23 protein-coding genes are annotated in these 23,124 nt (G+C 74.3%); 16 read left to right on the forward strand and 7 right to left on the reverse strand.

Features of this window, described 5'->3' with window-relative positions; genetic code table 11:
• Positions 1–30 precede the first annotated feature (30 nt).
• Complete coding sequence (locus tag ABD976_RS26325; RefSeq protein ID WP_345367757.1) at positions 31–2,250, reverse strand: RNA degradosome polyphosphate kinase; 2,220 nt, start codon at positions 2,248–2,250, stop codon at positions 31–33.
• A 13-nt stretch (positions 2,251–2,263) separates the two neighbouring features.
• Entirely contained in the window at positions 2,264–2,935 is a 672-nt protein-coding gene (gene cofC / locus ABD976_RS26330) for a 2-phospho-L-lactate guanylyltransferase (protein ID WP_345367758.1), read from the reverse strand.
• 102 nt (positions 2,936–3,037) lie between these two features.
• On the opposite strand from cofC, the gene ABD976_RS26335 reads away from it, so the two are divergent.
• The 5 genes from ABD976_RS26335 (at position 3,038) to ABD976_RS26350 (ending at position 6,655) form a co-directional block, all read left to right on the forward strand.
• Complete coding sequence (locus ABD976_RS26335; RefSeq protein WP_345367759.1) at positions 3,038–3,817, forward strand: lysophospholipid acyltransferase family protein; 780 nt, start codon at positions 3,038–3,040, stop codon at positions 3,815–3,817.
• Positions 3,804–4,820, forward strand: a complete 1,017-nt coding sequence (locus ABD976_RS26340; RefSeq protein ID WP_345367760.1) for an NAD(P)H-dependent glycerol-3-phosphate dehydrogenase — start codon at positions 3,804–3,806, stop codon at positions 4,818–4,820. The genes ABD976_RS26335 and ABD976_RS26340 overlap by 14 nt, the downstream gene beginning before the upstream one ends.
• Before the next feature lie 13 nt (positions 4,821–4,833).
• Positions 4,834–5,931 carry a cystathionine gamma-lyase gene (locus ABD976_RS26345; protein WP_345367761.1) on the forward strand — a complete coding sequence of 366 codons (1,098 nt, stop codon included), beginning with the start codon at positions 4,834–4,836 and terminating at the stop codon, positions 5,929–5,931.
• Between the two features lie 128 nt (positions 5,932–6,059).
• A complete protein-coding gene (locus ABD976_RS29665) occupies positions 6,060–6,125 on the forward strand; it encodes a putative leader peptide (RefSeq protein WP_369774600.1) in 66 nt (21 codons plus the stop codon).
• A gap of 62 nt (positions 6,126–6,187) precedes the next feature.
• On the forward strand, positions 6,188–6,655 hold the full coding sequence (locus ABD976_RS26350) for a cysteine dioxygenase (protein ID WP_345367762.1): 468 nt from the start codon (positions 6,188–6,190) through the stop codon (positions 6,653–6,655).
• A gap of 123 nt (positions 6,656–6,778) precedes the next feature.
• On the opposite strand, the gene ABD976_RS26355 is transcribed toward ABD976_RS26350, so the two are convergent.
• On the reverse strand, positions 6,779–7,432 hold the full coding sequence (locus tag ABD976_RS26355; protein WP_369774597.1) for a pyridoxamine 5'-phosphate oxidase family protein: 654 nt from the start codon (positions 7,430–7,432) through the stop codon (positions 6,779–6,781).
• Positions 7,433–7,492: 60 nt separating this feature from the next.
• Here ABD976_RS26355 and pdxR point away from each other — a divergent pair, with 60 nt between their 5' ends.
• The gene (gene pdxR, locus ABD976_RS26360; protein ID WP_345367764.1) at positions 7,493–8,911 is read left to right on the forward strand and encodes a MocR-like pyridoxine biosynthesis transcription factor PdxR; all 1,419 of its coding nucleotides are present in this window, start codon (positions 7,493–7,495) and stop codon (positions 8,909–8,911) included.
• Between the two features lie 64 nt (positions 8,912–8,975).
• Positions 8,976–10,067, forward strand: coding sequence for a D-alanine--D-alanine ligase family protein (locus ABD976_RS26365; protein WP_345367765.1), 1,092 nt, complete (start codon positions 8,976–8,978; stop codon positions 10,065–10,067).
• A gap of 55 nt (positions 10,068–10,122) precedes the next feature.
• On the opposite strand, the gene ABD976_RS26370 is transcribed toward ABD976_RS26365, so the two are convergent.
• The gene (locus tag ABD976_RS26370) at positions 10,123–10,695 is read right to left on the reverse strand and encodes a DUF3515 domain-containing protein (protein ID WP_345367766.1); all 573 of its coding nucleotides are present in this window, start codon (positions 10,693–10,695) and stop codon (positions 10,123–10,125) included.
• Positions 10,696–10,811: 116 nt separating this feature from the next.
• Positions 10,812–11,045 (reverse strand): Lrp/AsnC ligand binding domain-containing protein, encoded by a 234-nt coding sequence (locus tag ABD976_RS26375; RefSeq protein ID WP_345367767.1) that lies wholly within the window; start codon positions 11,043–11,045, stop codon positions 10,812–10,814.
• A gap of 96 nt (positions 11,046–11,141) precedes the next feature.
• On the opposite strand from ABD976_RS26375, the gene ABD976_RS26380 reads away from it, so the two are divergent.
• Entirely contained in the window at positions 11,142–12,107 is a 966-nt protein-coding gene (locus ABD976_RS26380) for a thiamine-phosphate kinase (protein WP_345367768.1), read from the forward strand.
• Between the two features lie 67 nt (positions 12,108–12,174).
• On the opposite strand, the gene ABD976_RS26385 is transcribed toward ABD976_RS26380, so the two are convergent.
• Positions 12,175–13,515: an MFS transporter gene (locus ABD976_RS26385; RefSeq protein ID WP_345367769.1), complete on the reverse strand. Its 1,341-nt coding sequence runs from the start codon at positions 13,513–13,515 to the stop codon at positions 12,175–12,177.
• 367 nt (positions 13,516–13,882) lie between these two features.
• Between ABD976_RS26385 and ABD976_RS26390 the strand changes: the two genes are divergently transcribed.
• Together ABD976_RS26390 and ABD976_RS26395 are read left to right on the forward strand one after the other, a co-directional pair.
• A complete protein-coding gene (locus ABD976_RS26390) occupies positions 13,883–14,557 on the forward strand; it encodes a uracil-DNA glycosylase (protein ID WP_345367770.1) in 675 nt (224 codons plus the stop codon).
• 385 nt (positions 14,558–14,942) lie between these two features.
• Positions 14,943–15,506, forward strand: coding sequence for an Rv1733c family protein (locus tag ABD976_RS26395; RefSeq protein WP_345367771.1), 564 nt, complete (start codon positions 14,943–14,945; stop codon positions 15,504–15,506).
• 205 nt (positions 15,507–15,711) lie between these two features.
• Here ABD976_RS26395 and rpmB read toward each other — a convergent pair whose 3' ends face one another.
• Positions 15,712–15,903 (reverse strand): 50S ribosomal protein L28, encoded by a 192-nt coding sequence (gene rpmB, locus ABD976_RS26400; RefSeq protein WP_345367831.1) that lies wholly within the window; start codon positions 15,901–15,903, stop codon positions 15,712–15,714.
• A gap of 297 nt (positions 15,904–16,200) precedes the next feature.
• Between rpmB and ABD976_RS26405 the strand changes: the two genes are divergently transcribed.
• From ABD976_RS26405 to recG, 6 genes are all read left to right on the forward strand, one after another.
• Entirely contained in the window at positions 16,201–17,754 is a 1,554-nt protein-coding gene (locus tag ABD976_RS26405) for a DAK2 domain-containing protein (RefSeq protein WP_345367772.1), read from the forward strand.
• A 176-nt stretch (positions 17,755–17,930) separates the two neighbouring features.
• The gene (locus ABD976_RS26410) at positions 17,931–18,293 is read left to right on the forward strand and encodes a GntR family transcriptional regulator (protein ID WP_345367773.1); all 363 of its coding nucleotides are present in this window, start codon (positions 17,931–17,933) and stop codon (positions 18,291–18,293) included.
• Positions 18,290–19,243: a DUF1648 domain-containing protein gene (locus tag ABD976_RS26415; RefSeq protein ID WP_345367774.1), complete on the forward strand. Its 954-nt coding sequence runs from the start codon at positions 18,290–18,292 to the stop codon at positions 19,241–19,243. Before ABD976_RS26410 ends, ABD976_RS26415 begins: the two co-directional genes overlap by 4 nt.
• 12 nt (positions 19,244–19,255) lie before the next feature.
• The gene (locus ABD976_RS26420) at positions 19,256–20,170 is read left to right on the forward strand and encodes a CPBP family intramembrane glutamic endopeptidase (RefSeq protein WP_345367775.1); all 915 of its coding nucleotides are present in this window, start codon (positions 19,256–19,258) and stop codon (positions 20,168–20,170) included.
• Positions 20,167–20,634 (forward strand): hypothetical protein, encoded by a 468-nt coding sequence (locus tag ABD976_RS26425; RefSeq protein ID WP_345367776.1) that lies wholly within the window; start codon positions 20,167–20,169, stop codon positions 20,632–20,634. Before ABD976_RS26420 ends, ABD976_RS26425 begins: the two co-directional genes overlap by 4 nt.
• Before the next feature lie 31 nt (positions 20,635–20,665).
• Positions 20,666–22,876, forward strand: a complete 2,211-nt coding sequence (recG, locus tag ABD976_RS26430) for an ATP-dependent DNA helicase RecG (protein WP_345367777.1) — start codon at positions 20,666–20,668, stop codon at positions 22,874–22,876.
• The last annotated feature ends 248 nt before the right edge of the window (positions 22,877–23,124 follow it).

Below are 23,124 nucleotides of genomic sequence, written 5' to 3' on the forward strand. Positions count from 1 at the left end.
GATCCCGCCTCGAATCGAACGACGCCGCGCTCAGGACACCTTGGCGCCGTGCAGCCGGAGCATCTCGACCTGGTGGTCCTTGACCTGCTCATCGCTGCTGGGGGAAGCCTCCCAGTCGCCCTTGGCGTTGAGCACCCAGCACCGGGTGGCCGGGTGCAGCGCCGAGTCGAGGATCGCGTCGAGCTGCCCGACCAGCTTCGGGTCGGTCACCCGCACCTGCGTCTCGATGCGGCGGTCGAGGTTGCGGTGCATCATGTCCGCGCTGCCGATCCAGCGCTCGCCCGCGCCGACGAAGTGGAACACCCGGGAGTGCTCCAGGAACCGGCCCAGGATCGAACGCACCTCGATGTTCTTGCTCAGGCCGGGCACCCCCGCCTTCAGCGCGCAGATCCCGCGCACCACCACCCGCACCGGCACCCCGGCCAGCGAGGCGCGGTACAGCGCGTCGATGATCTGCTCGTCCACCAAGGAGTTGACCTTCATCCGGATGCCGCTGGGCGAACCGGCGCGGGCCAGCTCGATCTCCTGCTCGATGCGCTCCACGATGCCCCGGCGGATGCCCTGCGGCGAGACCAGGACGCGCCGGTACTCGCCGTGCCGCGCGTAGCCGGTGAGCACGTTGAACAGGTCGGTGAGATCGGCGCCGACCTCCGGGGAGGCGGTCAGCAGCCCCATGTCCTCGTAGACCCGAGCCGTCTTCGGGTTGTAGTTGCCGGTGCCGAGGTGGCAGTAGCGGCGGATCGTGGCGCCCTCCTGGCGCACCACGAGCGCGGTCTTGCAGTGCGTCTTGAGCCCCACCAGGCCGTACACCACGTGCACGCCCGCGCGTTCCAGGGTGCGCGCCCACTGGATGTTGGCCTGCTCGTCGAAGCGCGCCTTGAGCTCCACCAGGGCCACGACCTGCTTGCCCTCCTCGGCGGCGTCGATGAGCGCGTTGACGATGGGGGAATCGCCGGAGGTGCGGTAGAGGGTCTGCTTGATGGCCAGCACGTTCGGGTCCACCGCCGCCTGCTCGATGAACCGCTGCACCGAGGTGGAGAACGAGTCGTAGGGGTGGTGCACCAGGACGTCGCCGTCGCGCAGCGTGGCGAAGATGCTCTTGGGCGTCTTGCCCTCGGCGAAGGCCGGGTGGGTGGCGGGGACGAACGGGGCGGACTTGAGGTCCGGCCGGTGGAGCTTGTCGAGCTGCGCCAGGCAGGTCAGGTCCAGCAGGCCCTTGACCTCCACCACGTCGTGCTGGTCCACCTCGAGCTCGCGCAGCAGGAGTTCGAGCATGGTCTCGCTCATCGTGTCGGTGACCTCCAGCCGCACCGGCGGGCCGAACCGCCTGCGGGCCAGCTCCCGCTCCATCGCCTGCAGCAGGTCCTCGTCCCGGTCCTCCTCGACCTCCAAGTCGGCGTTGCGGGTGACCCGGAAGATGTGGTGCTCGGTGACCCGCATCCCGGGGAACAGCTTGTCCAGGTGCGCGGCGATGAGCTCCTCCAGCGGGAGGAAGGTGGCGCGCTCGTTCTCCCGGTCGGCCTCCACCCGGATCAGCCGGGGCACGTTGTCCGGCACCTTCACCCGCGCGAAGCGGCGCACCCCGCCGTCCGGGTCGGCCACCGTCACCGCGAGGTTCAGCGAGAGCCCGGAGATGTAGGGGAACGGGTGCGCCGGGTCGACCGCCAGCGGGGTCAGCACCGGGAAGATGTGGTCCTCGAAGTACCGCGACTGCGACCGCTGCTCGGCCTCGTCGAGCTCCGACCAGGTCAGGATGCGGATGCCCTGCGCCTCCAGCTCCGGGCGCAGCTCGTCGACGAAGACCCGGCCCAGCTTCGCGGTGAGGTCCTGGTTGCGCGCCGAGATCCGGGCGAGCTGCTCGTGCGGCGTCAAGCCGTCCGCGCTGCGCACCGACAGGCCGGTCTCCTCGCGGCGCTTCAACCCGGCAACCCGCACCATGTAGAACTCGTCCAGGTTGGACGCGAAGATCGACACGAAGCGGGCGCGCTCCAGCACCGGCTGCGAGCGGTCCTCGGCGATGGCGAGCACCCGGGCGTTGAAGTCCAGCCAGGAGAGCTCGCGGTTGAGGTAGCGGTCCTCGGGCAGGTCCGTGGTGGCCGCCGCCCGGGTCACGGCGGGCGGTGCGGCGGGCACCCGGGCGCCGCCGGCGTCGGGGCCGGGCAAGGGCGCGGGGGCGGGCCCGCTCGCGGGCACGGGTGGCCGGGGGGTGCCGCGGTCGCTGTCGTCGCTCACGGTTCCATTGTCCCGCATCGGAGCCCTCCGGCTAGACCGTCGAGGGCGGCTCGGCCGACGTCACAGGCGCGTGCCGCAGCAGCGCCCCGGTGCTCGGTCCCAGGCCCAGCGCGGTGGCCGCGCCGAGGTCGTCCGGGGTGTCCACATCGCAGCGCACCGACTCCCACGGGCCCAGCAGCGGGACGGCCCCGGAGCCGGTGTGCGCGGCGGCCGAACCGGGCCCGAACCGCGGGTCCAGCGGACGGCCCGGCGCCGCGAGCAGCAGCGTGGTGCCGGTCGCCTGCCGGTCCGGGCAGAACGCCCGGCGCGGTCCCGCCGCGCGCAGCGCCGCGTCCAGTTCGGCCGGACGCAGCGCGGGCAGGTCGGCCTGCAGCGCCCCGACCCGCCGCACCCCGGTCCGGCCCCGCAGCACCGCGTCCCCGTGCCGCAGCGCCGCGTTCAGCCCCGCCTCCGGGCGGTCCGCCAGCACCTCCACCCCGGCCCCGGCCAGCACCGCGGTGAGCACCGGGTCGGAGGTCACCGCGACCACCGCGGTCACCGCTTCGGCGGCGCGCGCGGCGGCGACCGTGTCCCGCACCACGGCGACGACCAGTTCCGCGTGCGCCGCGGCGCGGCCCGCGCCGCCGTCGGCCGCGCCCAGCAGCCGGGACTTCGCCGCGGCCAGCGACTTGATCGGCAGGAGGAGGTACAGGCCAGCGCTCACCCGGCCATCCTCCCCCGCGCCCCGGGCGGGCGAGCCGCCCCACGCCGCTGCGGTCCGGGCAGCGGGTAACTTGTCCAGCGCTCGCGACGAAAAGGAGTAGCCGTGGCCGAACCCAGGAGCCTCCGGCGCAGGCGGAGGCGGACCAGCGAAGGCGGCAAGGGGACGGGCAAGTTCTGGCTCGGGCTGGCCCGCGCCGTCTTCTACCCGCTCACCGGCGCGCTGGCCCGCACCCGGGTCCGTGGCCTGCACCACATCCCGGCCGAGGGGCCCGCGCTGATCGTGCTCAACCACGTGTCGCACCTGGACCCGGTCTTCGACGCGGTGACCGTGCACCGCGCCGCCCGGGTGCCGCGGTTCATGGCCAAGAACTCGCTGTGGAACGTCCCGGTGCTGCGCAACGTGCTGGTCGGCGTGGAGCAGATCCCCGTGTTCCGCGGCACCGTCGACGCGCAGAAGGCGCTCCGGCAGGCCCACGAGGCGCTGGAGAACGGCAAGGTCGTCCTGATCTACCCGGACGGCACCATCACCAAGGACCCCGACGGCTGGCCGATGACGCCGAAGCTGGGCGTGGCGCGGCTGGCCCTGACCCACGACGTCCCGGTCATCCCCGCGGCCCGCTGGGGCACCCGCGCGGTCTACGACCACTACCGGAAGAAGTTCCGGCCGCTGCCGCGCAAGCGGATCGACTTCGCCTTCGGCGAGCCGATGGACCTGTCGGCCCACCGCGACGGCGAACTCGACACCCCGAAGCTGCGGGAGGTCAGCGGGCTGGCCATGGGCCGGGTGCGGGAGCTGCTCGGGGAGATCCGCGACGAGCAGCCGCCCGCGGACTTCTACAGCGCCGCGCGGCGACCGGGCAAGGACGACGATGGCGCCGGTTGAGCCGGTCCGCCGGGTCGCCGTGCTCGGCGCCGGTTCGTGGGGCACCACGTTCGCCAAGGTGCTCGCCGACGCGGGCACCGAGGTGCGCCTGTGGGCGCGCCGCCGCGAGGTCGCCGACGAGATCAACGCCGAACGCCGCAACGGCGGCTACCTGCCGGGCGTCGAGCTGCCCGAGGGGCTGCGCGCCACCGACGACGCCGCCGAGGCGGTGCACGGTGCCGACGCGGTGGTGCTCGCGGTGCCCAGCCAGACGCTGCGGGAGAACCTGGCGGGCTGGCAGCCGGTGCTGCCGCCGGAGGCCACGCTGGTGAGCCTGGCCAAGGGGGTGGAGCTCAGCACCCTGCACCGGATGAGCCAGGTGATCGGCGAGGTCGCCGACGTGCCGATGGACCGGGTCGCGGTGGTCTCCGGCCCCAACCTCGCCGTGGAGATCGCCGCCGAGCAGCCGACCGCCACCGTCGTCGCGTGTCCCGACCACGACCGCGCGGTGGCCTTCCAGCGGGCCTGCTCGACGTCGTACTTCCGGCCTTACACCAACGTGGACCTGATCGGCATCGAGCTCTCCGGCGCGTGCAAGAACGTCATCGCGCTGGCCTGCGGGATGGCCGTCGGCCTGGGCTTCGGCGACAACACCGCGTCCTCGCTGATCACCCGCGGCCTGGCCGAGACGACCCGGCTGGGCGTGGCGCTGGGCGCCGAACCGATGACCTTCGCCGGCCTGGCCGGGCTCGGCGACCTGGTGGCCACCTGCATGTCGCCGCTGTCGCGCAACCGCACCTTCGGCGAGCGGCTGGGGCGCGGGGAGACCGTCGCCGAGGCGCAGCGCGCCGCGCACGGGCAGGTCGCCGAGGGCGTGAAGTCGTGCTCGTCGATCCGGCAGCTCGCCGCGCGGTACGGGGTGGAGATGCCGATCGCCGACGTGGTGCACCGGGTCTGCCACGAGGGGCTGGCCCCGGCACCCGCCGCCGTCGAACTGCTGGGCCGCGAGCGCAAACCGGAATGACCGGGGAGGAACCATGAGCACGACCGGACCGGGCGACGGCACCCGCAGCGTGCACGGCGGTCACCCGCCCGCGGTGGCGGGCACGCCGCTGCTGGCCGGGCCGGTGTTCGCCGCGCCGTACCACCTCGGCGAGGGCGCCGACTTCTACGGCCGCGCGGGCAACCCGACCTGGCGCGCGCTGGAAGCGGCGATCGGCGACCTCGACGGCGGGCGGTGCGTGCTGCTGCCGTCGGGGATGGCCGCCATCAGCACCCTGCTGCGGACGCTGCTGCGCCACGGCGACACCCTGGTGCTGCCCAGCGACGGCTACTACGCGACCCGCCAGCTCGTCCGCGACGAGCTCGCCGCGCTGGAGCTGGAGGTGCGGGAGATCCCGACGCCGGGGCCGTGGACCGACGAGGTCTTCGCCGGGGCCGCCCTGGTGCTGCTGGAAACCCCGTCGAACCCCGGCCTGGACGTGTGCGACATCGCCGAGCTGGCCGAGCGCGCGCACGCGGCCGGGGCGTTGCTGGCGGTGGACAACACCACCGCGACCCCGCTGGGCCAGCGCCCGCTGGAACTCGGCGCCGACGTCGTGCTCGCCAGCGACACCAAGGCGCTGGCCGGGCACAGCGACGTGCTGATGGGGCACGTCTCGACGCGCGACGCGGAACTGGCGCAGCGGCTGGAACGCGCCCGGACGCTCTCCGGCGCCATCCCCGGTCCGTTCGAGACCTGGCTGGTGCACCGCAGCATGGGCACCCTCGACCTCCGGCTGGCCCGGCAGGCCGAGAACGCGGCGGCGCTGGTGTCGGCGCTGCGCGGGCACCCGGCGGTCGGCGGGCTGCGCTGGCCGGGGGACCCGGACGACCCGTCGCACGCGGCGGCCGCGCGGCAGATGCGGCGGTGGAACGGGGTGTTCCGGTTCGAGCTGGCCGACGCGGCGGCCGTCGAGGAGTTCGTGCGGCGCAGCAGCCTGGTGGTGCCCGCGACGAGCTTCGGCGGCCTGCACAGCACCGTCGACCGGCGGGCGCAGTGGGGCGACCCGGTGGCGCCGGGATTCGTGCGGTTCTCCTGCGGCTGCGAGGATTCCGCCGATCTGGTCGCCGACGTGCTGCACGCCCTGGGCTGAGCCCCCTGCCGCGCCGGACGGCCGGGTTCGCGGGGCGACGACGGCCACCCGTCCGTGTGAGATGACGCGGCGGCGCCTTGACCGTTCCCGCGCGCGCTGGTTCAGTTCCTGGCGTGTTGCTGCGCGCCATGACCGTCCGGCGAGGTCACATCGACCTGCGCCGCGTCGCCAGCGCGCTGTGTCCTTCCTGCTGATCGACTCCCGCAAGCCGAGCGGCCCGCGCCGCCCGGATCAGCCGTCATCGCGAAGGACACCCGTGTTCGCCGTACCGCCCAACACCCTGCCCGCCTCCTCCGGTCTCGCCGTCGCCCACCCGGTGCGCATCGCCCGCGAGCTCGCCGCCGACCGCACGTCGTGGGCGCCGCTGCTGCGCTACGACCCCGACCAGCGCTGGGCGGGGCTGCTGCACCGCGCCGACGGCTGGGAGGCCTGGTTGCTGAGCTGGCTGCCCGGCCAGCGCACCGACCTGCACGACCACGGCAGCGCCACCGGTGCGTTCACCGTGATCTCCGGCACGCTCACCGAAACCGTCGTGCGCTCCGCCGGCGAGGCGCTGCACGTGCTGCGGCCCGGGCAGTCCCGGGTGTTCGGCCCGGACCACGTCCACCGGGTGCGCAACGACGGCCCCGACCCGGCGGTGAGCCTGCACGTCTACCGCCCCGAACGGCCCCGGACGACCCGCTACGGCCACGACCTGGTCACCGGCCACCTCCGGCAAGACTGACCACACCGGACCCGAACCGGCACTCCGTTCCGAGCGACCTCGGAGCTCCGGAACCCGCGCGTCACCCGTTCGGGACGTAGGTGAGGGGCACCCTTGCCCAAGTTACTGGGACAAGGGTGCCCCTCACTCCGGTCGCTTCCGGTCGCGGACGTGCGGGGGTACGGGCAGGGGTGGGGACAGGTCGGGGCTGGGTTCCGGGTCGCCCCAGGCGGTGCGGAGCGGGAGCACGCCCGCCCAGGCGGTGCCCGCCGAGACGTCCTCGGGGTCGTCGTTCGGGCCGGTCGCGCGGACCTTCACCGCCGCTTCGGTGAGGTCCAGCGCGAGCACCGCCGTCTTCGCCAGCTCGCGGCGGTCGGGCTGCCGGGCGTGCTGCCACGAGCCGGGGGCGAGCTGCTCGCTGATGACCCGCAGCGCGAGCAGCCGCTCGTCCTCGTCGGTGACCTGCCGCGCTTCGCCGTGGACCACCGCCGAGCGGTAGTTGACCGAGTGGTGCATCAGCGACCGCGCGTAGACGATGCCGTCGAGGTGCGTCACGGTGGCGCACACCTGGGTCCGCGGCGCCTCGCGCAGGCTCCGCGCCCCGGTGGAGCCGTGCAGGTAGAGCGTGTCGCCGTGCCGCCCGAAGCAGGTGGGCAGCACCCGGGGCGCGCCGTCGACGACCACGCCGAGGTGGCAGATCAGCGCGTCGTCGAGCAGCCGGTGCAGCGCGTCGCGGTCGGTGCGGGCCCGGTGGGAGCCGCGGCGGACGGTGGAGCGTTCGGTGGGGGAGAGCGTCACGTGGACCAGCATCACGACGCGATTGGCCGTGTTGAAGGGCCAATCTGGGAGAATTCCGGAATGCCACACGCCGTGCCCGCGGCGAGCTCCCCGCTGCTGGAGCTCGCCGTCGAACTCCGCCGCGAGGACCCGCGCCCGCTGGCGGTGCAGCTCGCCGACGCGCTGCGGCACGCGGCGACGATCGGGACCCTGCGCGGCGGCGACCGACTGCCCTCGACCCGCGCGCTGGCCCGCCACCTCGGGATCAGCCGGACGGTCACCGCCGCCGCCTACGAGCAGCTCCACGCGGAGGGCTGGATCGCGGGCCGGCGCGGTTCGGGCACCTTCGTCACCACCACGCCGCCGGGCGCGGTGGCCGCCCCGATCGCCGCGGCGGCCGGCGGTGCCGAGCAGCGGACGCCGCACGAGGTGGTGCTCACCCCCGGGGTCCCGTGGGCCGAGGGCATCGACCGGGCGGCGTGGCGGCGCGCCTGGCGGGCGGCGGCCGACGCACCGCCGGATCCGCACCCGCAGCGCGCCGGGCTCGTCGAGTACCGGGAGGCGGTGGCCGAGCACCTGCTGCGCCACCGCGGGCTGGTCCCGGGCGGGCTGGACGTGCGCAGCGTGCTGGCCACCGCGGGGACGACCGCCGCGCTGGGCGAGCTGGCCGCCGCCGTGCTGGGCCGCGGATGCGCGGTCGCGGTGGAGGAACCCGGCTACCAGCGGGCGGTGGGAGCGCTGCGCGCCGCCGGGATCGAGGTGGTGCCCGCGCCGGTGGACCACTCCGGGATCGTGGTGGACGCCCTCCCGGACCGGGTGCGCGCGGTGTACTGCTCGCCCGCGCACCAGTACCCGCTCGGCGGCCGGTTGCCCGCCGAGCGCCGGATCGCGCTGGTGGAGCGGGCCCGGGCGGCGGGGTGGCTGGTGGTGGAGGACGACTACGACGGCGAGTTGCGCTACGACGTGGCGCCGCTGCCGGTGCTGGCCTCGATGGCCCCCGACGTCGTGGTCCACCTCGGCACCACGAGCAAGATCCTGTCCCCGACGCTCGGCGCGGGCTGGATGCTGGCGCCCGAGGAGGTCGCCGCGGCGGTGCTGGAGCACCGGCACCGGACCGGGACCACGCCGGCCCCGGCCGGGCAGCGGGTGCTCGCCGAGTTCGCCCGCAACGGCGATCTGGGCAGGCACCTGCGCCGGTTGCGCCGGGAGCTCTCGCAGCGGCGCGCGCTGGTCGTCGACGAGCTCACCGCGCGCGGGGTCGCGGTGTTCGGCGACCAGGCCGGTGCGCACGTCGTGGTGCCGCTGCCGGACGCCGCCGCGGAGGCGGCGGTGATCGCCGAGGGGCGGGAGCGCGGGCTGGTGCTGGACGGGTTGCGGCGGCACCACTGCGGCCCGCAGCGGTGGTGCGGGCTCGCCCTCGGCTACGCCGCCTGCTCGCGTTCCGAACTGGAGCGCGCACTCCCCGAACTCGCCCGCGCGTGCGCGTCGATCACCGGCTGATACCGGGCCACCCGGCGGTGACACACGAGTGGCCCAGCGGCACCCGGCAGGTAGGGTCGCGCGCATGACACAGCGCAAGATCCGGGTGGCGGTCGTCTTCGGCGGACGCAGCACCGAACACGGCATTTCCTGCGTGTCCGGGGGCAGCGTCCTCGAACACCTCGACCGCGACCGCTTCGAGGTGGTGCCCGTCGGCATCACCCGCGAAGGCGCCTGGGTGCTCGGCACCGAGGACCCGGAGCAACTGCGCATCCGCGACCGGGCGGAGCCGGAGGTGACCTCGGGGACCGCCCTGGCGCTGCCCGGCGACCCGACCCGGCGGGAGCTGGTCCTGCTCGAACCGGGCCGGGGCGGCGAGGTGCTGTCCGCGGTGGACGTGGTGTTCCCGGTGCTGCACGGGGCGTTCGGCGAGGACGGGACCATCCAGGGCCTGCTGGAGATGGCCGACGTGCCCTACGCGGGCCCCGGCGTGCTCTCCAGCGCGGTGTCGATGGACAAGGAGTACACCAAGAAGCTGCTCGCCGCCGAAGGGCTCGCGGTCGGGCGCTACGAGGTGCTGCGGCGCGACGAGGCGACGCTGGAGCAGGCCGGGCGCGACCGGCTCGGGCTGCCGGTGTTCGTCAAGCCGGCGCGGGCCGGGTCCTCGCTGGGGATCACCAAGGTCACCGACTGGGCCGACCTCGACGCGGCGATCGCCGAAGCACGCCGGACCGACCCCAAGGTGATCATCGAGGCCGCCGTGGTCGGCCGCGAGATCGAGTGCGGCGTGCTGGAGTTCCCGGACGGCCGGATCGAGGCCTCGCAGCCCGCCGAGCTGCGGGTCACCGGGGACGTCGACTGGTACGACTACGAATCCAAGTACCTCGACGACGTCACCGAGTTCGACCTGCCCGCCAAGATCGACGACGCGGAGATCGAGGGGTTGCGCGCCGCCGCGCTGCGCGCCTTCCGCGCCCTGGAGTGCCAGGGGCTCGCGCGGGTGGACTTCTTCCTCAGCGGCGGCGGCGAGCTGATCGTCAACGAGGTCAACACCATGCCGGGTTTCACCGAGATCTCGCTGTACCCGCGGATGTGGGCGCACTCCGGGGTGGACTACCCGACGCTGCTGACCACGCTGATCGACACCGCGCTCAGCCGGGGGACCGGCTTGCGCTGATCGGGGAGCGGCGGGACCGGCCCTCAGCCGAACAGCCCTCAGCCGGACATCGCCCTCAGCCGAACACCGGGGTCCGGGGCAGCGCGTCGCCCACCACGCGGGAGAGCTCCTGCAGCGGCGCGGACCCGGAGCCCTCGGGCATGGTCAGCGCCACCAGCACCGGGCGGTCCACGGCGAAGTACGACGTGTTGCCGCCGGTGCTGACCTCCAGCCAGCCGACGCCGGAGACCGACAGCAGCGGGGAGGTCGGGGTCAGCTCGGCGGGTGCGCCGACGCCGCACCGGACGGTGATCGGATCGTGCTCGGCGTCGCCCCACGCCGCGGTGGCCTCCGGAGCGGGCTCGGCCAGCTCCCGGCGCGGCACCCGGGCGTCGCCGACGGGCATCTCCTCGGGCAGCGCGGCCAGCACGGCGCCGCACCCCGGGCTCCCGGCGTCCGGGGCGGGCACCGGCGCCAGCGGGAGCGGACCGGTGCGCCGCTCGCGCTCGGCCTGCTCGACGGCGGCCTGCCGCTGGTTCTCGGTGTAGGTCGCGTAGCCGCCGATTCCGGCGACCGCGACGGCCAGCAGCACGGCCAGGCCGATCGCCACGGCCAGCACCGGACGGGGGATCGCGGGTTCGTCAGCCACGCCGACCACTACAGCACGCGCCGCGCCGGCGTCCGCCGACGGGGTGACCTGCGACAGGGCGCTCCTGCGGCACCTCAGGGGGCGCAGCGAGACGCCACCCGAGGCGGGTCAGGCGCTCAGAGGTGGACCACGGGGCAGGTCAGGGTGCGGGTGATCCCCTCGACGTTCTGGATCTTCGCCACGACCATCTTGCCGAGCAGGTCGACGTTCTCCGCCTCGGCGCGCACGATCACGTCATACGGTCCGGTGACGTCTTCGGCGCTGATGACCCCGGGTGACCCGGAGATCTCGGCGGCGACGGCGGCGGCCCTGCCGACTTCGGTCTGGATGAGGATGTATGCCTGAACCACGGCGCGCCCTTCGATCAGCTCGGATTATCGGGTAGGAAACTGGCAGGGAAGCTACCCCATCGGACCGAGCGGACGCTCAAGGAAGGAAGGTCCCAGTTGGGTCCGGATTCGTCGCAGGACGCACAGACCGTCTCCCAGGTGGGTGAGTTCGGTCTCATCGACCGGGTGACCACCGGTCGGGAGCAGCCCGCGGGCACGCTCCTCGGTCCCGGCGACGACGCGGCGGTGCTCGCGGCGCCGGACGGCCGGGTCGTCGCCACCACCGACGTGCTCGTGGAGCAGGTGCACTTCCGTTTCGACTGGTCCGCGCCCCGGCAGGTGGGTCGTAAGGCGGTGGCGGTGAACCTCTCCGACATCGCGGCGATGGGCGCGGTGCCGACCGGTCTGCTGGTCGGGCTGGCGTGCCCGCCGGACTCGTCCACCGAGCTGGTCGACGAGCTGTTCGGGGGCATGTGGGAAGAAGCACAGGCCGTCGGGGCCGGGGTGGTCGGCGGTGACGTGGTGTCGGCCACCGCGCTGACGATCTCGATCACGGCCCTCGGCGACCTCCAAGGCCGCGAGCCGGTGACCCGCGCGGGCGCGCGGCCCGGGGACGTGGTCGCGGTGGCCGGGCGCCTCGGCTGGTCGGCGGCCGGGCTCGCCGTGCTGGGGCGGGGTTTCCGCTCCCCGGTCGCGGTGGTCGGCGCGCACCGGGTGCCGGAACCGCCGTACGCGGCCGGGCCGCTGGCCGCCGCCGGGGGAGCGACCGCGATGGTCGACGTCTCCGACGGGCTGCTCGCCGACCTCGGCCACGTCGCCGCCGCCTCCGGGGTCGGCATCGACGTGCGCACCGAGCAGCTCGACGTGCCGCAGCGGCTGCTGGAAGTGGGTTCGGCGCTGGGCGCCGACGCCCGGCACTGGGTGCTCACCGGCGGCGAGGACCAGGCGCTGGCCGCGACGTTCCCGGCGGAGGCGGCGCTGCCCGAGGGGTGGCGCGCGATCGGGGCGGTGACCGCGGGCGGCGGCGTCGTGGTGGACGGCGCCGAGTACGAGGGCCCCTCGGGCTGGCAGCACTGGCGCTGAACACGAAACTGGCGCTGAACACGAATGCGGGCCCCCGGCGCACCGGGGGCCCGCATTCGCCGACCTCTCAGTTCGTCGGCATCCGCGCCGTCTCGGATTCCGTGGAACCCATCAGCGGCTGCTTCGCCGTCTCCTTCATCAGGATGATCGGGATCAGCGCGATCAGCGCGGCGCCCATCAGGTAGTACGCCGGGAAGAAGGTGTTCCCGGTCGCCCCCACCACGGCGTCGTTGATCAGCGGCGCGGTGCCGCCGAACAGCGCGGTGGAGATGTTGTAGCCGATGGAGAACGCCGCGTAGCGCACCGTGGTCGGGAACATCGCGGGCAGCGTCGAGGCCAGCGGGCCGATGAGCTGCACGTGCCCGATGCCCAGCAGCGCCAGGCCCAGGATCGTGGTCAGCACGGTGCCCTGCGAGATCAGCATGAACGCCGGGATCGGCAGCACCAGGAAGCAGATCGCCGCGGACAGGAACAGCGGTTTGCGGCCGACCTTGTCCGACAGCGCGCCGACCGGGGTGATCAGCACCATCATGAAGACCACGGTGAGCAGCAGCGGGACCAGGACCTGGTATTCCTGCCCCTCCGGCACCTCCAGGGTGTCGGCCAGGTAGGTCTCCATGTAGGTCAGGATCGTGTAGTTCGCGACGTTGATCAGGACGACGATGCCCATCAGGATCAACAACTGCCGCCACCACTGGCGGACCAGCGCCTTCAGCGGCGACTTCGCGATCTTGTGCGATTCCTTGAGCTCGTTGAACGCCGGGGTGTCCTCCAGCTTCTTCCGGAGGTAGAGCCCGACCCCGCCGAGCGGACCGGCGATCAGGAACGGCACCCGCCAGCCCCAGGTCTCCATCTGCGCGGAGTCCAGGTTGAGGATCAGCAGCGTCGGCACCAGTGCGCCGAGTCCGAATCCGAACAGCGTGCCGAATTCGAGCCAGCTCCCGTAGAAGCCGCGCCGCTTGGTCGGGGCGAACTCCGCGATGTAGGTCGCGGCGCCGCCGTATTCACCACCGGTCGAGAATCCTTGCAGCAACCGGCAGAGCAGCAGCAGCATCGGCGCGAAGATGCCGATCGTGTCGTAAGTCGGCAACAAACCGATCACGAAGGTCGAGCCCGACATCAGCAGGATCGTGATCGCGAGTACGCGCTGCCTGCCGATCCGGTCGCCGAGCGGCCCGAAGAACAGGCTGCCCAGCGGGCGGAACAGGAAGGAGATCGCGAAGACACCGAAGGCCGAGACCGTCTCCAGCGGCCCGGGGAAGAACTGGTGTCCGACGTAGGCCGCCACGTAGGCGTAGACGCCGAAGTCGTACCACTCCGTGGTGTTGCCGATCGCCGCCGCACCGACCGCGCGGTGCAGCAGCGACCGCTGTTCGGCTTCCGTGCGGGCATTTCCTTGCGAAGTCATGGGTTTGCGGGCCACCTCCGGGCGTCCACGTTCGTGGTCGATTCGGAATACGCAGAACCTAGCCCAGTGGCCAGGACGGGGCCACCAATTGACCGAGTTGTGTCCATTCCGCGTCTATTTGCTTTATGGAAAAGATCACCGGAGCCGCGGGCCGCCCCCCGTCCCGGCGCGCGCCCGAGAAGACCGCGCGCGCTCCGGGTGACGGGCGGAAACGACCCGGGGAGCGGGTCTGGTGCGGTGGTGGTTACCCGGATCTCCACCCGTATTACCACGGACGGGTGTGCGGTCGGTCACAACAGGGGAGTCGTCGCGGCGTGGCCGGGGCCTGGCGGCGGGACGATCTCGGTCCTCGCTATCGTGTTCGGCCATGGCCGCACGTCCGCTGCACGACACCGTGGAAGCCGGCTGGGCGCAAGCCCTGGAGCCGGTCGCCGACCGCATCGCCGCGATGGGCGAGTTCCTGCGTGCGGAGGTCGCCGACGGGCAGACCTACCTCCCCGCCGGCGAGCACGTGCTGCGCGCGTTCCAGCAGCCGTTCCGGGACGTGCGGGTGCTCATCGTCGGTCAGGACCCGTACCCGACCCCGGGGCACGCGGTGGGCCTGAGCTTCTCGGTGGCGCCGGGCGTCCGCCCGCCGCGCAGCCTGGTCAACATCTTCAAGGAGTACAGCGACGACCTCGGGCACCCGCTGCCGACCAGCGGCGACCTCACGCCGTGGGCGGAGCGGGGCGTGCTGCTGCTCAACCGGGCGCTCACCGTCCGCCCCGGCAAGCCCGCCTCGCACCGGGGCAAGGGCTGGGAGGAGGTCACCGCGCAGGCGATCCGCGCGCTGGCCGCCCGGGAGGAGCCGATGGTGGCCGTGCTGTGGGGCCGCGACGCCCGCGACCTGCGCCCGATGATGCCCGGAGTGCCCTGCGTCGAGTCCCCGCACCCGAGCCCGATGTCGGCCGACCGCGGCTTCTTCGGCTCCCGCCCGTTCAGCCGGGTCAACGAGATCCTCGCCGAGCGCGGCGACGAGCCGATCGACTGGAAGCTGCCGTAGCGAGCCGCTCCCTCGGGCGGCCCCCGCGAGGTGCGGCCGTGGTCCGAGCGGCGCCGGGTCCGCGCGTGACCGGGGCACTGGCGTCCGTTCAGGCACCTCGGCCCGCGCGTGACCGTGGCCGAAGCGCTGGCGGCGGCGTCGGGGCCTGGGCTCGCGTGCGGCTTGGCCGGGACCGGCGAGCGGCGTCGTTCAGGGGCCTGGGCCCGCGTGCGGTCGTGGTCGGGGCACCGGCGGCGGGTCCCGTCCGGGCACCGCGGTCCGGGGGTCGCTTGGGGAGATCCGCCGAGCGGCGGCGTCCTGCGAGGTCAAGTCGCGGTCGGCTGGTGACCACTGCGGCCCGGTCGTACCGTGGCCGTCCACCGCCCGCATCGCGGAGGACGTCGTCATGGGAGGACTCGAACGCCTCGTCCGGCGGATCTGGCCGGGATCCAACCCGCTGCGCCGCCGCACGGACCGCTTCGAACCGATCGCGCTGGTCGCCGTGCTGCTGCTGGCGGCCATCGCGGTGGGCGCCGCCGCCGGGGTCGCCGAGCAGCAGCGCAGTTCCGGGATGCGCCAGGCCGAGCGGGAGCGCGCCGTCCGGCGCCAGGTCGTCGCGGACGTCGCGGAGGTGCGGTCGGCGGGCACCCTGGAGCGCTCGGTGACGGTGCGGTGGGGGCGACCACCGGACGAGCGGGTCGCGACGGTGGAGATCCCGGCGGAGGCGGGGATACCCGCCTCGCTACCGCTGTGGCTGGACGAGCGCGGGCGGGTGACCGCACCGCCGCTGTCGGCGGCCGAGGTGGCGCGCGGCGCCGGACTGGCCGGGGCGGCGGTGCTGCTCGGCTCCGCGTCGGTCACCGCGCTGCTCTACGCGGGCGCGCGCTGGTGGGTGCTGCGCCGACGGCTCGCGGCGTGGGACGCGGAGTGGCGCGAGATCGAACCCCGCTGGCGCTCCTGGTTCGGCTGACACGCCGGAACCCCACCCACCCGAGCGGACTTCACCGAGGTGAGGGGCACCCTTGCCCAAGTTACTCGGGCAAGGGTGCCCCTCACTCACGGAACTTCCGAGTGACGCCCGGTGGTGGTTGAGGTGATGCGCACCACGGGAGCTGCGGGTGGGCGCGCGAAAGAGCCCCGGGCCGCTGGCGGTCCCGGGGCTCGACGCACGTTCCTCAGCCGCGCACGACCTTGCCCGCCTTGAGGCAGGAGGTGCACACGTTCATGCGCTTGCGCTGGGACAGACCGATCTTGGCGTGCACGGTCTGGATGTTCGGGTTCCACCGGCGCTTGGTCTTCCGGTGGGAGTGCGAGACCGAGTTGCCGAAGCCTGGTCCCTTGTCGCAGACGTCGCAGACGGCAGCCACGTCAGACACCCCTTAACTTTGCTCGACGGTTGCGGCGATGAGGGCCGCGCAAGCCGTTCCCGCGCTCGGGAGGACTCGTCACCCAGGGGTGACCGCGCTTGGCGCTCACCGCCGTTGGCTGCGCGTGCAGCCCGGAGAACCGGTCGCCCAGGCATCGCCACCCGGGACCGGATCAGTGTAGCCGACAGGTCCGCGCACCCCTGGTGAGGGGGCCGCGCGGTCACCTGACCCCGGCGCCGTGACGAGCAACTACGCTCGGACGGATTCGTTCGTACCGTACCAGCGTGGGGAGGTCCGATGCTGCGCGCGCTGGACGCGTCGGCGGTGCGCCGGTGGGCCGAGCTGGCGCTGGCGGCGCTGACCGCCGAGCGGGAGGCGATCGACCGGATCAACGTCTACCCGGTGGCCGACGGCGACACCGGGACGAACCTGCTGCAGACCGCGCGGGCCGGTGCCGCCGAACTCGTCCGCCGGGACCCGGCCGGGGCCGGCGCGGCCCTCGACGCCTGGGCCGTCGGGGCGCTCGGCGGGGCGCGCGGGAACTCCGGCGTGCTGCTGTCCCAGGTGTTGCGCGGGCTGGCCGAGGCGGTCGGCGCGGCCGAGGAGATCGACGGACCGCTGCTGCGGGCGGCGCTGGCCGGGGCCGAGGCGCGGGCGGTCCGGGCGGTGGCCGAGCCGGTGGAGGGCACGCTGCTGACGGTCCTGCGCGCCGCCGCCGCCGCGCCGGAGGACGGTCCGCTGCCCGCGGTGGTGCGCGCCGCGACCGGCGCCGCGTCGGCGGAGCTGGCCGCGACCCCCCGGCGGCTGCCCGTGCTGGCCGAGGCGGGGGTGGTGGACGCGGGGGGCCGGGGCCTGCTGGTGCTGCTGGACGCGCTGCACGCGGTGGTGCACGACGGCGTCCGGCTGGCCGCCGCGCCACCGGATCCCCCGGCGACCCCGCTGCGGCACGACTCCGGCTACGACTACGAGGTGATGTACCTGCTCGCCGAGCCCGATGCCGACCGCGTCGAGCCGCTGCGGGCGGAGCTGGTCGGGCTCGGCGACTGCGTTTCGGTGGTCGACGACGGCGCCGGGACGTGGGCGGTGCACGTGCACTGCGACGACATCGGTGGCGCGATCGAGGCGGGCATCCGCACCGGCCGGGTCAGCCGGATCAAGGTGGAGCGCTTCGCCGACCAGGTTCCCGACGGGTTCGCCCGGACCGCCGCCGTGCTGGCCTGCGTGCCCGGGGCGGAGCTCGGCGCGCTGTTCGCGGCCGAGGGCGCCGACGTGTTCGGCGGGCGGCGGGACAGCGTCGAGGAGCTGCACGCGGCGATCGCGGGGACCCGCGCGGCGCACGTGGTGGTGCTGCTCAACGGGGCGGAGTGCGTGGCGGGGGTGGCCGCGCGGGCCGCCCGGCGGGCGATCCGCGCCGGGCAGGACGTCGTGGTGGTGCCCACGTCCTCGCCGGTGCAGGGGCTGGCGGCGCTGGCGGTGCACGATCCGGACCGGCGCCGGGCCGAGGACCAGGTGGCGATGGCCGAGGCGGCGGCGGCCACCCGTCGCGGCGAGCTGCGGATCGCCGAGTCCGAGGCGCTGACCTGGGTCGGCCGCTGCCGGCCCGGTGACGTGCTCGGGCTGATCGACGGCGAGGTCGTGCTGATCGGCGCCGAGGTGCCGCGCGCCGCGGTCGAGCTGGTCGACCGGATGCTGACCTCGGGCGGCGAGCTCGTCACGGCGCTGGTGGCCGCGACGGCCGGGGACCTGCCCGAGTCCCTCGGTGAGCACCTGCGGCGGACCCACCCCGAGGTGGAGCTGACCTGCTTCCCGATCGGCGGGAGCGCCCCGCTCCTCCTGCTCGGCGTGGAGTGACCCCCGCACCGCTTCCCCCGCACGGGTGGTGAGTGAGGGCACCTTCAGCCGACTGTGCCGGATGAATGTGCCCCTCACCCAGGACCATGTTCGCTGCTGGCGAAACCGCTCGGATCAATCCCGCGAACACCGGGTGAGGTGGTCGGTCCGCGTTTGGTGCTAATGTTGATAGCACCATGTTGCTCTCCCTCGATCTGAACGATCAGCGGCCGCTGCACGAGCAGGCCGCCGACGCCCTGCGCCGGGCCATCGCGGAGGGCGAGGTGCGCCCCGGCGACCGGCTGCCCCCGGCGCGCGATCTCGCGACCGCGCTCCAGATCAACCCGAACACCGTGCTCCGCGCCCTGCGCGGGCTGCGCGAGGAGGGGTTGCTGGAGTTCCGCCGGGGACGCGGCGTCACCGTGCTGCGCCGACCGGACCCGGAGGCCGCCCTGCGCGAGCGCACCCGCGAGCTGGTCGCCGAGGCGGCGCGGCACGGGTTCGGGTCGGCCGACGTCATCGGCTGGATCAGAGCGGACGAACCGGAGGAGGCTCGATGAACGCGCGGCGGTTCCTGATCGGTGCGGGTACCTGGCTGGCGGTGGTGACGGCCGCGCTCGTCGGGGTCCCGCTGGCGCTGCGGGACCGGCTGCCGGACCCGATCGCCTCGCACTGGGGGTTCTCCGGGCAGCCGGACGACTCCATGCCCGCGGCCGGGCTGTTCGCGATGGTGCTGGTGATGTGGGCGCTGTGCGTGGCCGGGGTGGGCGGCTACCTGCGTGGCGGTGGCCTGCGGGACCGGCAGCGGCGGGGGAGCGCGGCGGCGCTGCTGGCCGCGGGCACCGGATTCGTCGGCGGGCTCACCGCGCTCACCCTCTGGGCCAACCTGGACCTGGCGCACTGGCAGCAGGCGCGACCGCTGAACTGGCAGGCGCTGCTGATGATCGTGGTCAGCGCGGGCCTGGGCTGGCTCGGCTGGCGGGTCGGCGTCGCCGGGTTGGAGCCGGACAGTGCCCCGGAGCCGGCCGCCGCCGAGCTGCCGCTGCGCGGTGACCGGCGGGCGGTCTGGGTGTCCGCCGTGACCAGCCGGACGCTGCGGGCGGTGGCCGCGGTCGCGGTGCTGGTGGGGGTCGGGCTCGCCGTGGTGGTCGGCTGGCCCGCCGGGCTCGCCGCGTTGCTCGCCGGGCTGGCCTGCTTCGCGCTGTCCTCGGCGCGGGTGCAGGTCGACGAGCGGGGCGTGCTGGTGGTCTTCGGACCGCAGCGCTGGCCGTCCCGGCGCATCCGGCTGGACCGGATCGTCGACGCCCGGGCCGAGCGGCGGCGCGCGCTGGAGGCAGGTGGCTGGGGCTACCGGGTGCTGCCGCACTTCACCGCGATCATGCTGCGCGGCGGTGACTGCCTGGTGCTGCGGTTGAGCGGTGGCCGGGACTTCGTGATCAGCGTGGACCACCCGCGGCGCGGCGCGGAGTACCTCAACGCCCTGATCACCGAACGATCCGCGACCGAGTGAACAGGAGATCCCGTGCGACGTGATCTGGTGCTCTTCTTACTGGTGGCCCTCGGCGGGGCCTGGCTGGTCGCCGCTCCGCTGTGGTGGAGCGGCGCGGGTCTGGCCACGCCGGGCTTCGCGCTGGTCGCCGCGGCGATGATGTTCACCCCGGCGCTCGGCGTGCTCGCCGTGCGGCTGGCCGACCGGAGCACCCCGGCGCGGCGGTGGGCCCGCGACACCGGGCTCGGCTTCGGCCCCAGTCCCAAGCGCACCGTCGGGCTGCTGCTCGCCGCGTACTTCGGCACCCCGCTGCTGAGCGCGCTCGCGGTGGGGATCAGCGCGGCCGTGGGCGTCCTGGAGCTGGACCTGGCGGGCTTCGGCCTGTTCACCGCCCAGCTCGAAGCGGCCGGGGTGCAGCCGCGCGGCGGGGCCGGGGCGCTGGTGGCGGGGCAGCTCGTGACGATGGTGCTGGTGGCGCCCGCGCTGAACGCGGTGCTGGCCTTCGGCGAGGAGTGGGGCTGGCGGGGCTGGCTGCTGCCGAGGCTGGCCCGGCACGGGGTGTGGCCCGGGTTGCTGCTGTCCGGGCTGATCTGGGGGATCTGGCACGCGCCGGTGACCGCGCTGGGCTACAACTACCCGCACCTCGGAGCCTGGGCGGCGGTGCTGTTCACCGGCTTCTGCGTGCTCTGCGGCCTGCTGCTGGGCTGGCTGCGGCTGCGGTCCGGGAGCGTGTGGCCCGCGGTGGTCGGGCACGGCGCGCTCAACGCCTCGGCGGGGCTGCCGCTGCTGCTCGGTTCGGCGGAGGCGCCGCCGAACATGGCGCTGGCCGGGCTCGTCGGGCTGGTCGGCTGGGCGGTGCTCGCGGTGCTGGCCGCCGTGCTGCTGCGGTCGTCGCCGGGTGGTGCGGACGTGCCGGTCGAGCGGGGCCGACTACGGTCGTCGGCGTGAACAGCCGTGCCCGATTCCTCGTCGCCACCGGGAGCTGGACGCTGCTCGTGGCGGTGGTGATGGTCGCCGTGCCGGTGCTGCTGCGCGGCAGGCTGCCCGATCCGATCGCCGTGGAGTGGACCTACTCGGGCACCCCCGAGGGCTCCCGCTTCCTGGGCGATTACCTGTTCGGCAACGTGCTCTGGTGGCTGGTGATCGCCGCGGTGTGGGCGCTGCTCGGCGTGCGCGGGGTGATCCGCCGCCGCGGCCGGTCCTGGGTGGCCGCCGCCCTCGGGGCCTTCGGGGTGGTGATGCTCGGCACGGTGGTGACGACCGTGCTGGCCAACCTCGACGCCGGTTCCTTCCAGAACGCCGCCGAGCGCGCCGGCCACGGCTGGCTGCTGCTCGGCGCCGCGTTCGCCGCCTGGGCCGGGTGGCGGCTCGCCGGTCGGGACCAGGGCGGTCCGGCGGGCGGCGTCGGGTAATTTTTCCGGCGTCGGGACGAGGAGGAGTGCGGTGACCTCATGGGACGTCACGCTCGACCGGGTGCTCGGCGCCAAGACGGGCAAGGCGCTCGACTCGGCGCTCGGGTTGAGCACGGTCGGGGACCTGCTGCGGCACTACCCGCGGCGCTACGCCGAACGCGGTGAGCTCACCGCCATCGCCGGGCTGGAGCTGGGCGAGCACGCCACCGTGCTGGCCCAGGTCGAGCGGGTCGCCAAGCGGAGCATGAAGTCCCGGCGGGGCACCATCGTGGAGGCCCGGATCACCGATGGCCACCGGTCGCTGACCATCACGTTCTTCAACCAGGCGTGGCGGGAGCGCGAGCTGCTGCCCGGCCGGCGCGGCATGTTCGCGGGCAAGGTCACCGCCTACCGGAACAACCTCCAGCTCGCGCACCCCGAGTACCAGCTCTTCGGCGAGGACGCCGACGTCGGTTCGGCGGCCGAGGAGTTCGCCGCCGCGCTGCTGCCGGTCTACCCGGCGGCCCAGGGGTTGCCGTCGTGGTCCCTCGCCCGCTGCGTGCGGCAGGTCCTCGACGTCTGGGACGGCACCGACGACCCGCTGCCCGCGGAGCTGCGCGAGCGCCACGGGCTCAGCGACCTCGACACCGCGCTGCGCCGGATCCACCAGCCGCAGGACCACGAGGACCTCGCGACGGCGCGGCAGCGGCTGAAGTGGGACGAGGCGCTGTCGGTGCAGCTCGCGCTGGCCCGGCTGCGCGGTTCCGCCGAGTCGCACCCGGCGCCGTCCTGCCCGCCGCGCCCGGACGGCGTGCGCACCGCCTTCGACGAGCGGTTGCCGTTCGAGCTGACCGCCGGGCAGCGCGAGATCGGGGAACGCGTCGCCGTCGACCTCACCGCCGAGCACCCGATGAACCGGCTGGTGCAGGGCGAGGTCGGCAGCGGCAAGACGGTGGTGGCGCTGCGCGCCATGCTGCAGGCGGTGGACGCCGGGCGGCAGACGGCGATGCTGGCGCCCACCGAGGTGCTCGCCGCGCAGCACGCCCGCTCGCTGTCCGAACTGCTCGGCGACCTCGGCCGGGCCGGGGAGCTGGGCGCGGCCGAGCAGGCGACGTCGGTGACCCTGCTGACCGGTTCGTTGCCCACCGCGCAGCGCCGCGCCGCGATGCTGGCGGCGGCCTCCGGCGAGGCGGGCATCGTGGTCGGCACCCACGCGCTGATCCAGGACCGGGTGTCGTTCGCCGACCTCGGGCTGGTGGTGGTCGACGAGCAGCACCGCTTCGGCGTGGAGCAGCGGGACGCGCTGCGCGCCCGCGGTCCGGCGGGCACCTCGCCGCACGTGCTGGTGATGACGGCGACGCCGATCCCGCGCACGGTGGCGATGACGGTCTACGGCGACCTGGAGGTCTCGGCGCTGCGGGAGCTGCCGCGCGGGCGTTCGCCGATCAGCACCAGCGTGGTGCCGGTCGCGGAGAAGCCGGGGTGGCTGGACCGGGCGTGGGCGCGGGTCCGCGAGGAGGTCGCGGCCGGGCACCAGGCGTACGTGGTGTGCCCCCGGATCGGCGACGACGAGGACGAGAAACCCGCCAAGGGCAAGAAGAAGTCCGCCGAGCCGGAGGAGCCGCCGAGCGACGACGGCCAGCAGCGCAGGCCCCCGCTGGCCGTGCTGGAGGTCGCCGAGCAGCTCACCGCCGGTCCGCTCGCGGGACTGCGGGTCGCGGTGCTGCACGGGCGGTTGCCCGCCGACGAGAAGGACGCCGTGATGCGCGGTTTCGCCGCGGGCGAGGTCGACGTGCTGGTGGCCACCACGGTCGTCGAGGTCGGCGTGAACGTCCCGAACGCCACCGCCATGGTGATCATGGACGCCGACCGGTTCGGGGTGAGCCAGCTCCACCAGTTGCGCGGCCGGATCGGCCGGGGCAGCGCGGCCGGGCTGTGCCTGCTGGTCACCGACGCGATGGGCGGCACCACCACCCGGGAGCGGCTCGACGCGGTCGCGTCCACCACGGACGGTTTCGAGCTGGCCCAGCTCGACCTGGAGCTGCGCCGCGAGGGCGACATCCTCGGCGCGGCGCAGTCCGGCCGCCGGTCGGGGCTGAAGATGCTGTCGCTGCTGCGCGACGAGGACGTCATCGCCGAGGCGCGCGACGAGGCCGAGCGCGTGGTGGGCGCCGATCCGGAGCTGCGCGCGCACCCCGGCCTGGCCCGCATGGTCGCCGAGGTCGTCGACGAGGAACGCGCCGGTTTCCTGGAGAAGTCCTGAGCGTCGCAGGCGCTTTCCGGCGAGCTCGTCGCCGCGGGGGCGCCGGACCGCCACCGAGCGGGCGCCGGATCGACTCGCCCTGACGGCCCCGAGGTGGCCGTCGCCGAACCGAGCGGGTCCCGCATCGAGCAGGCCGCTGCTGCTGTCGCGCGCGGCTGCGGATCACGGCGAGAGCACTCCTCGCTCGGGGCGTCGCGGTCTCCTGCGGTGGTTGATCGCGTTCGGCTGCGCGGAAGCGGCTTCGCCGC

Origin of the sequence: Saccharopolyspora cebuensis (genome assembly GCF_039542665.1) — a bacterium.
Lineage (GTDB): Bacteria > Actinomycetota > Actinomycetes > Mycobacteriales > Pseudonocardiaceae > Saccharopolyspora > Saccharopolyspora cebuensis.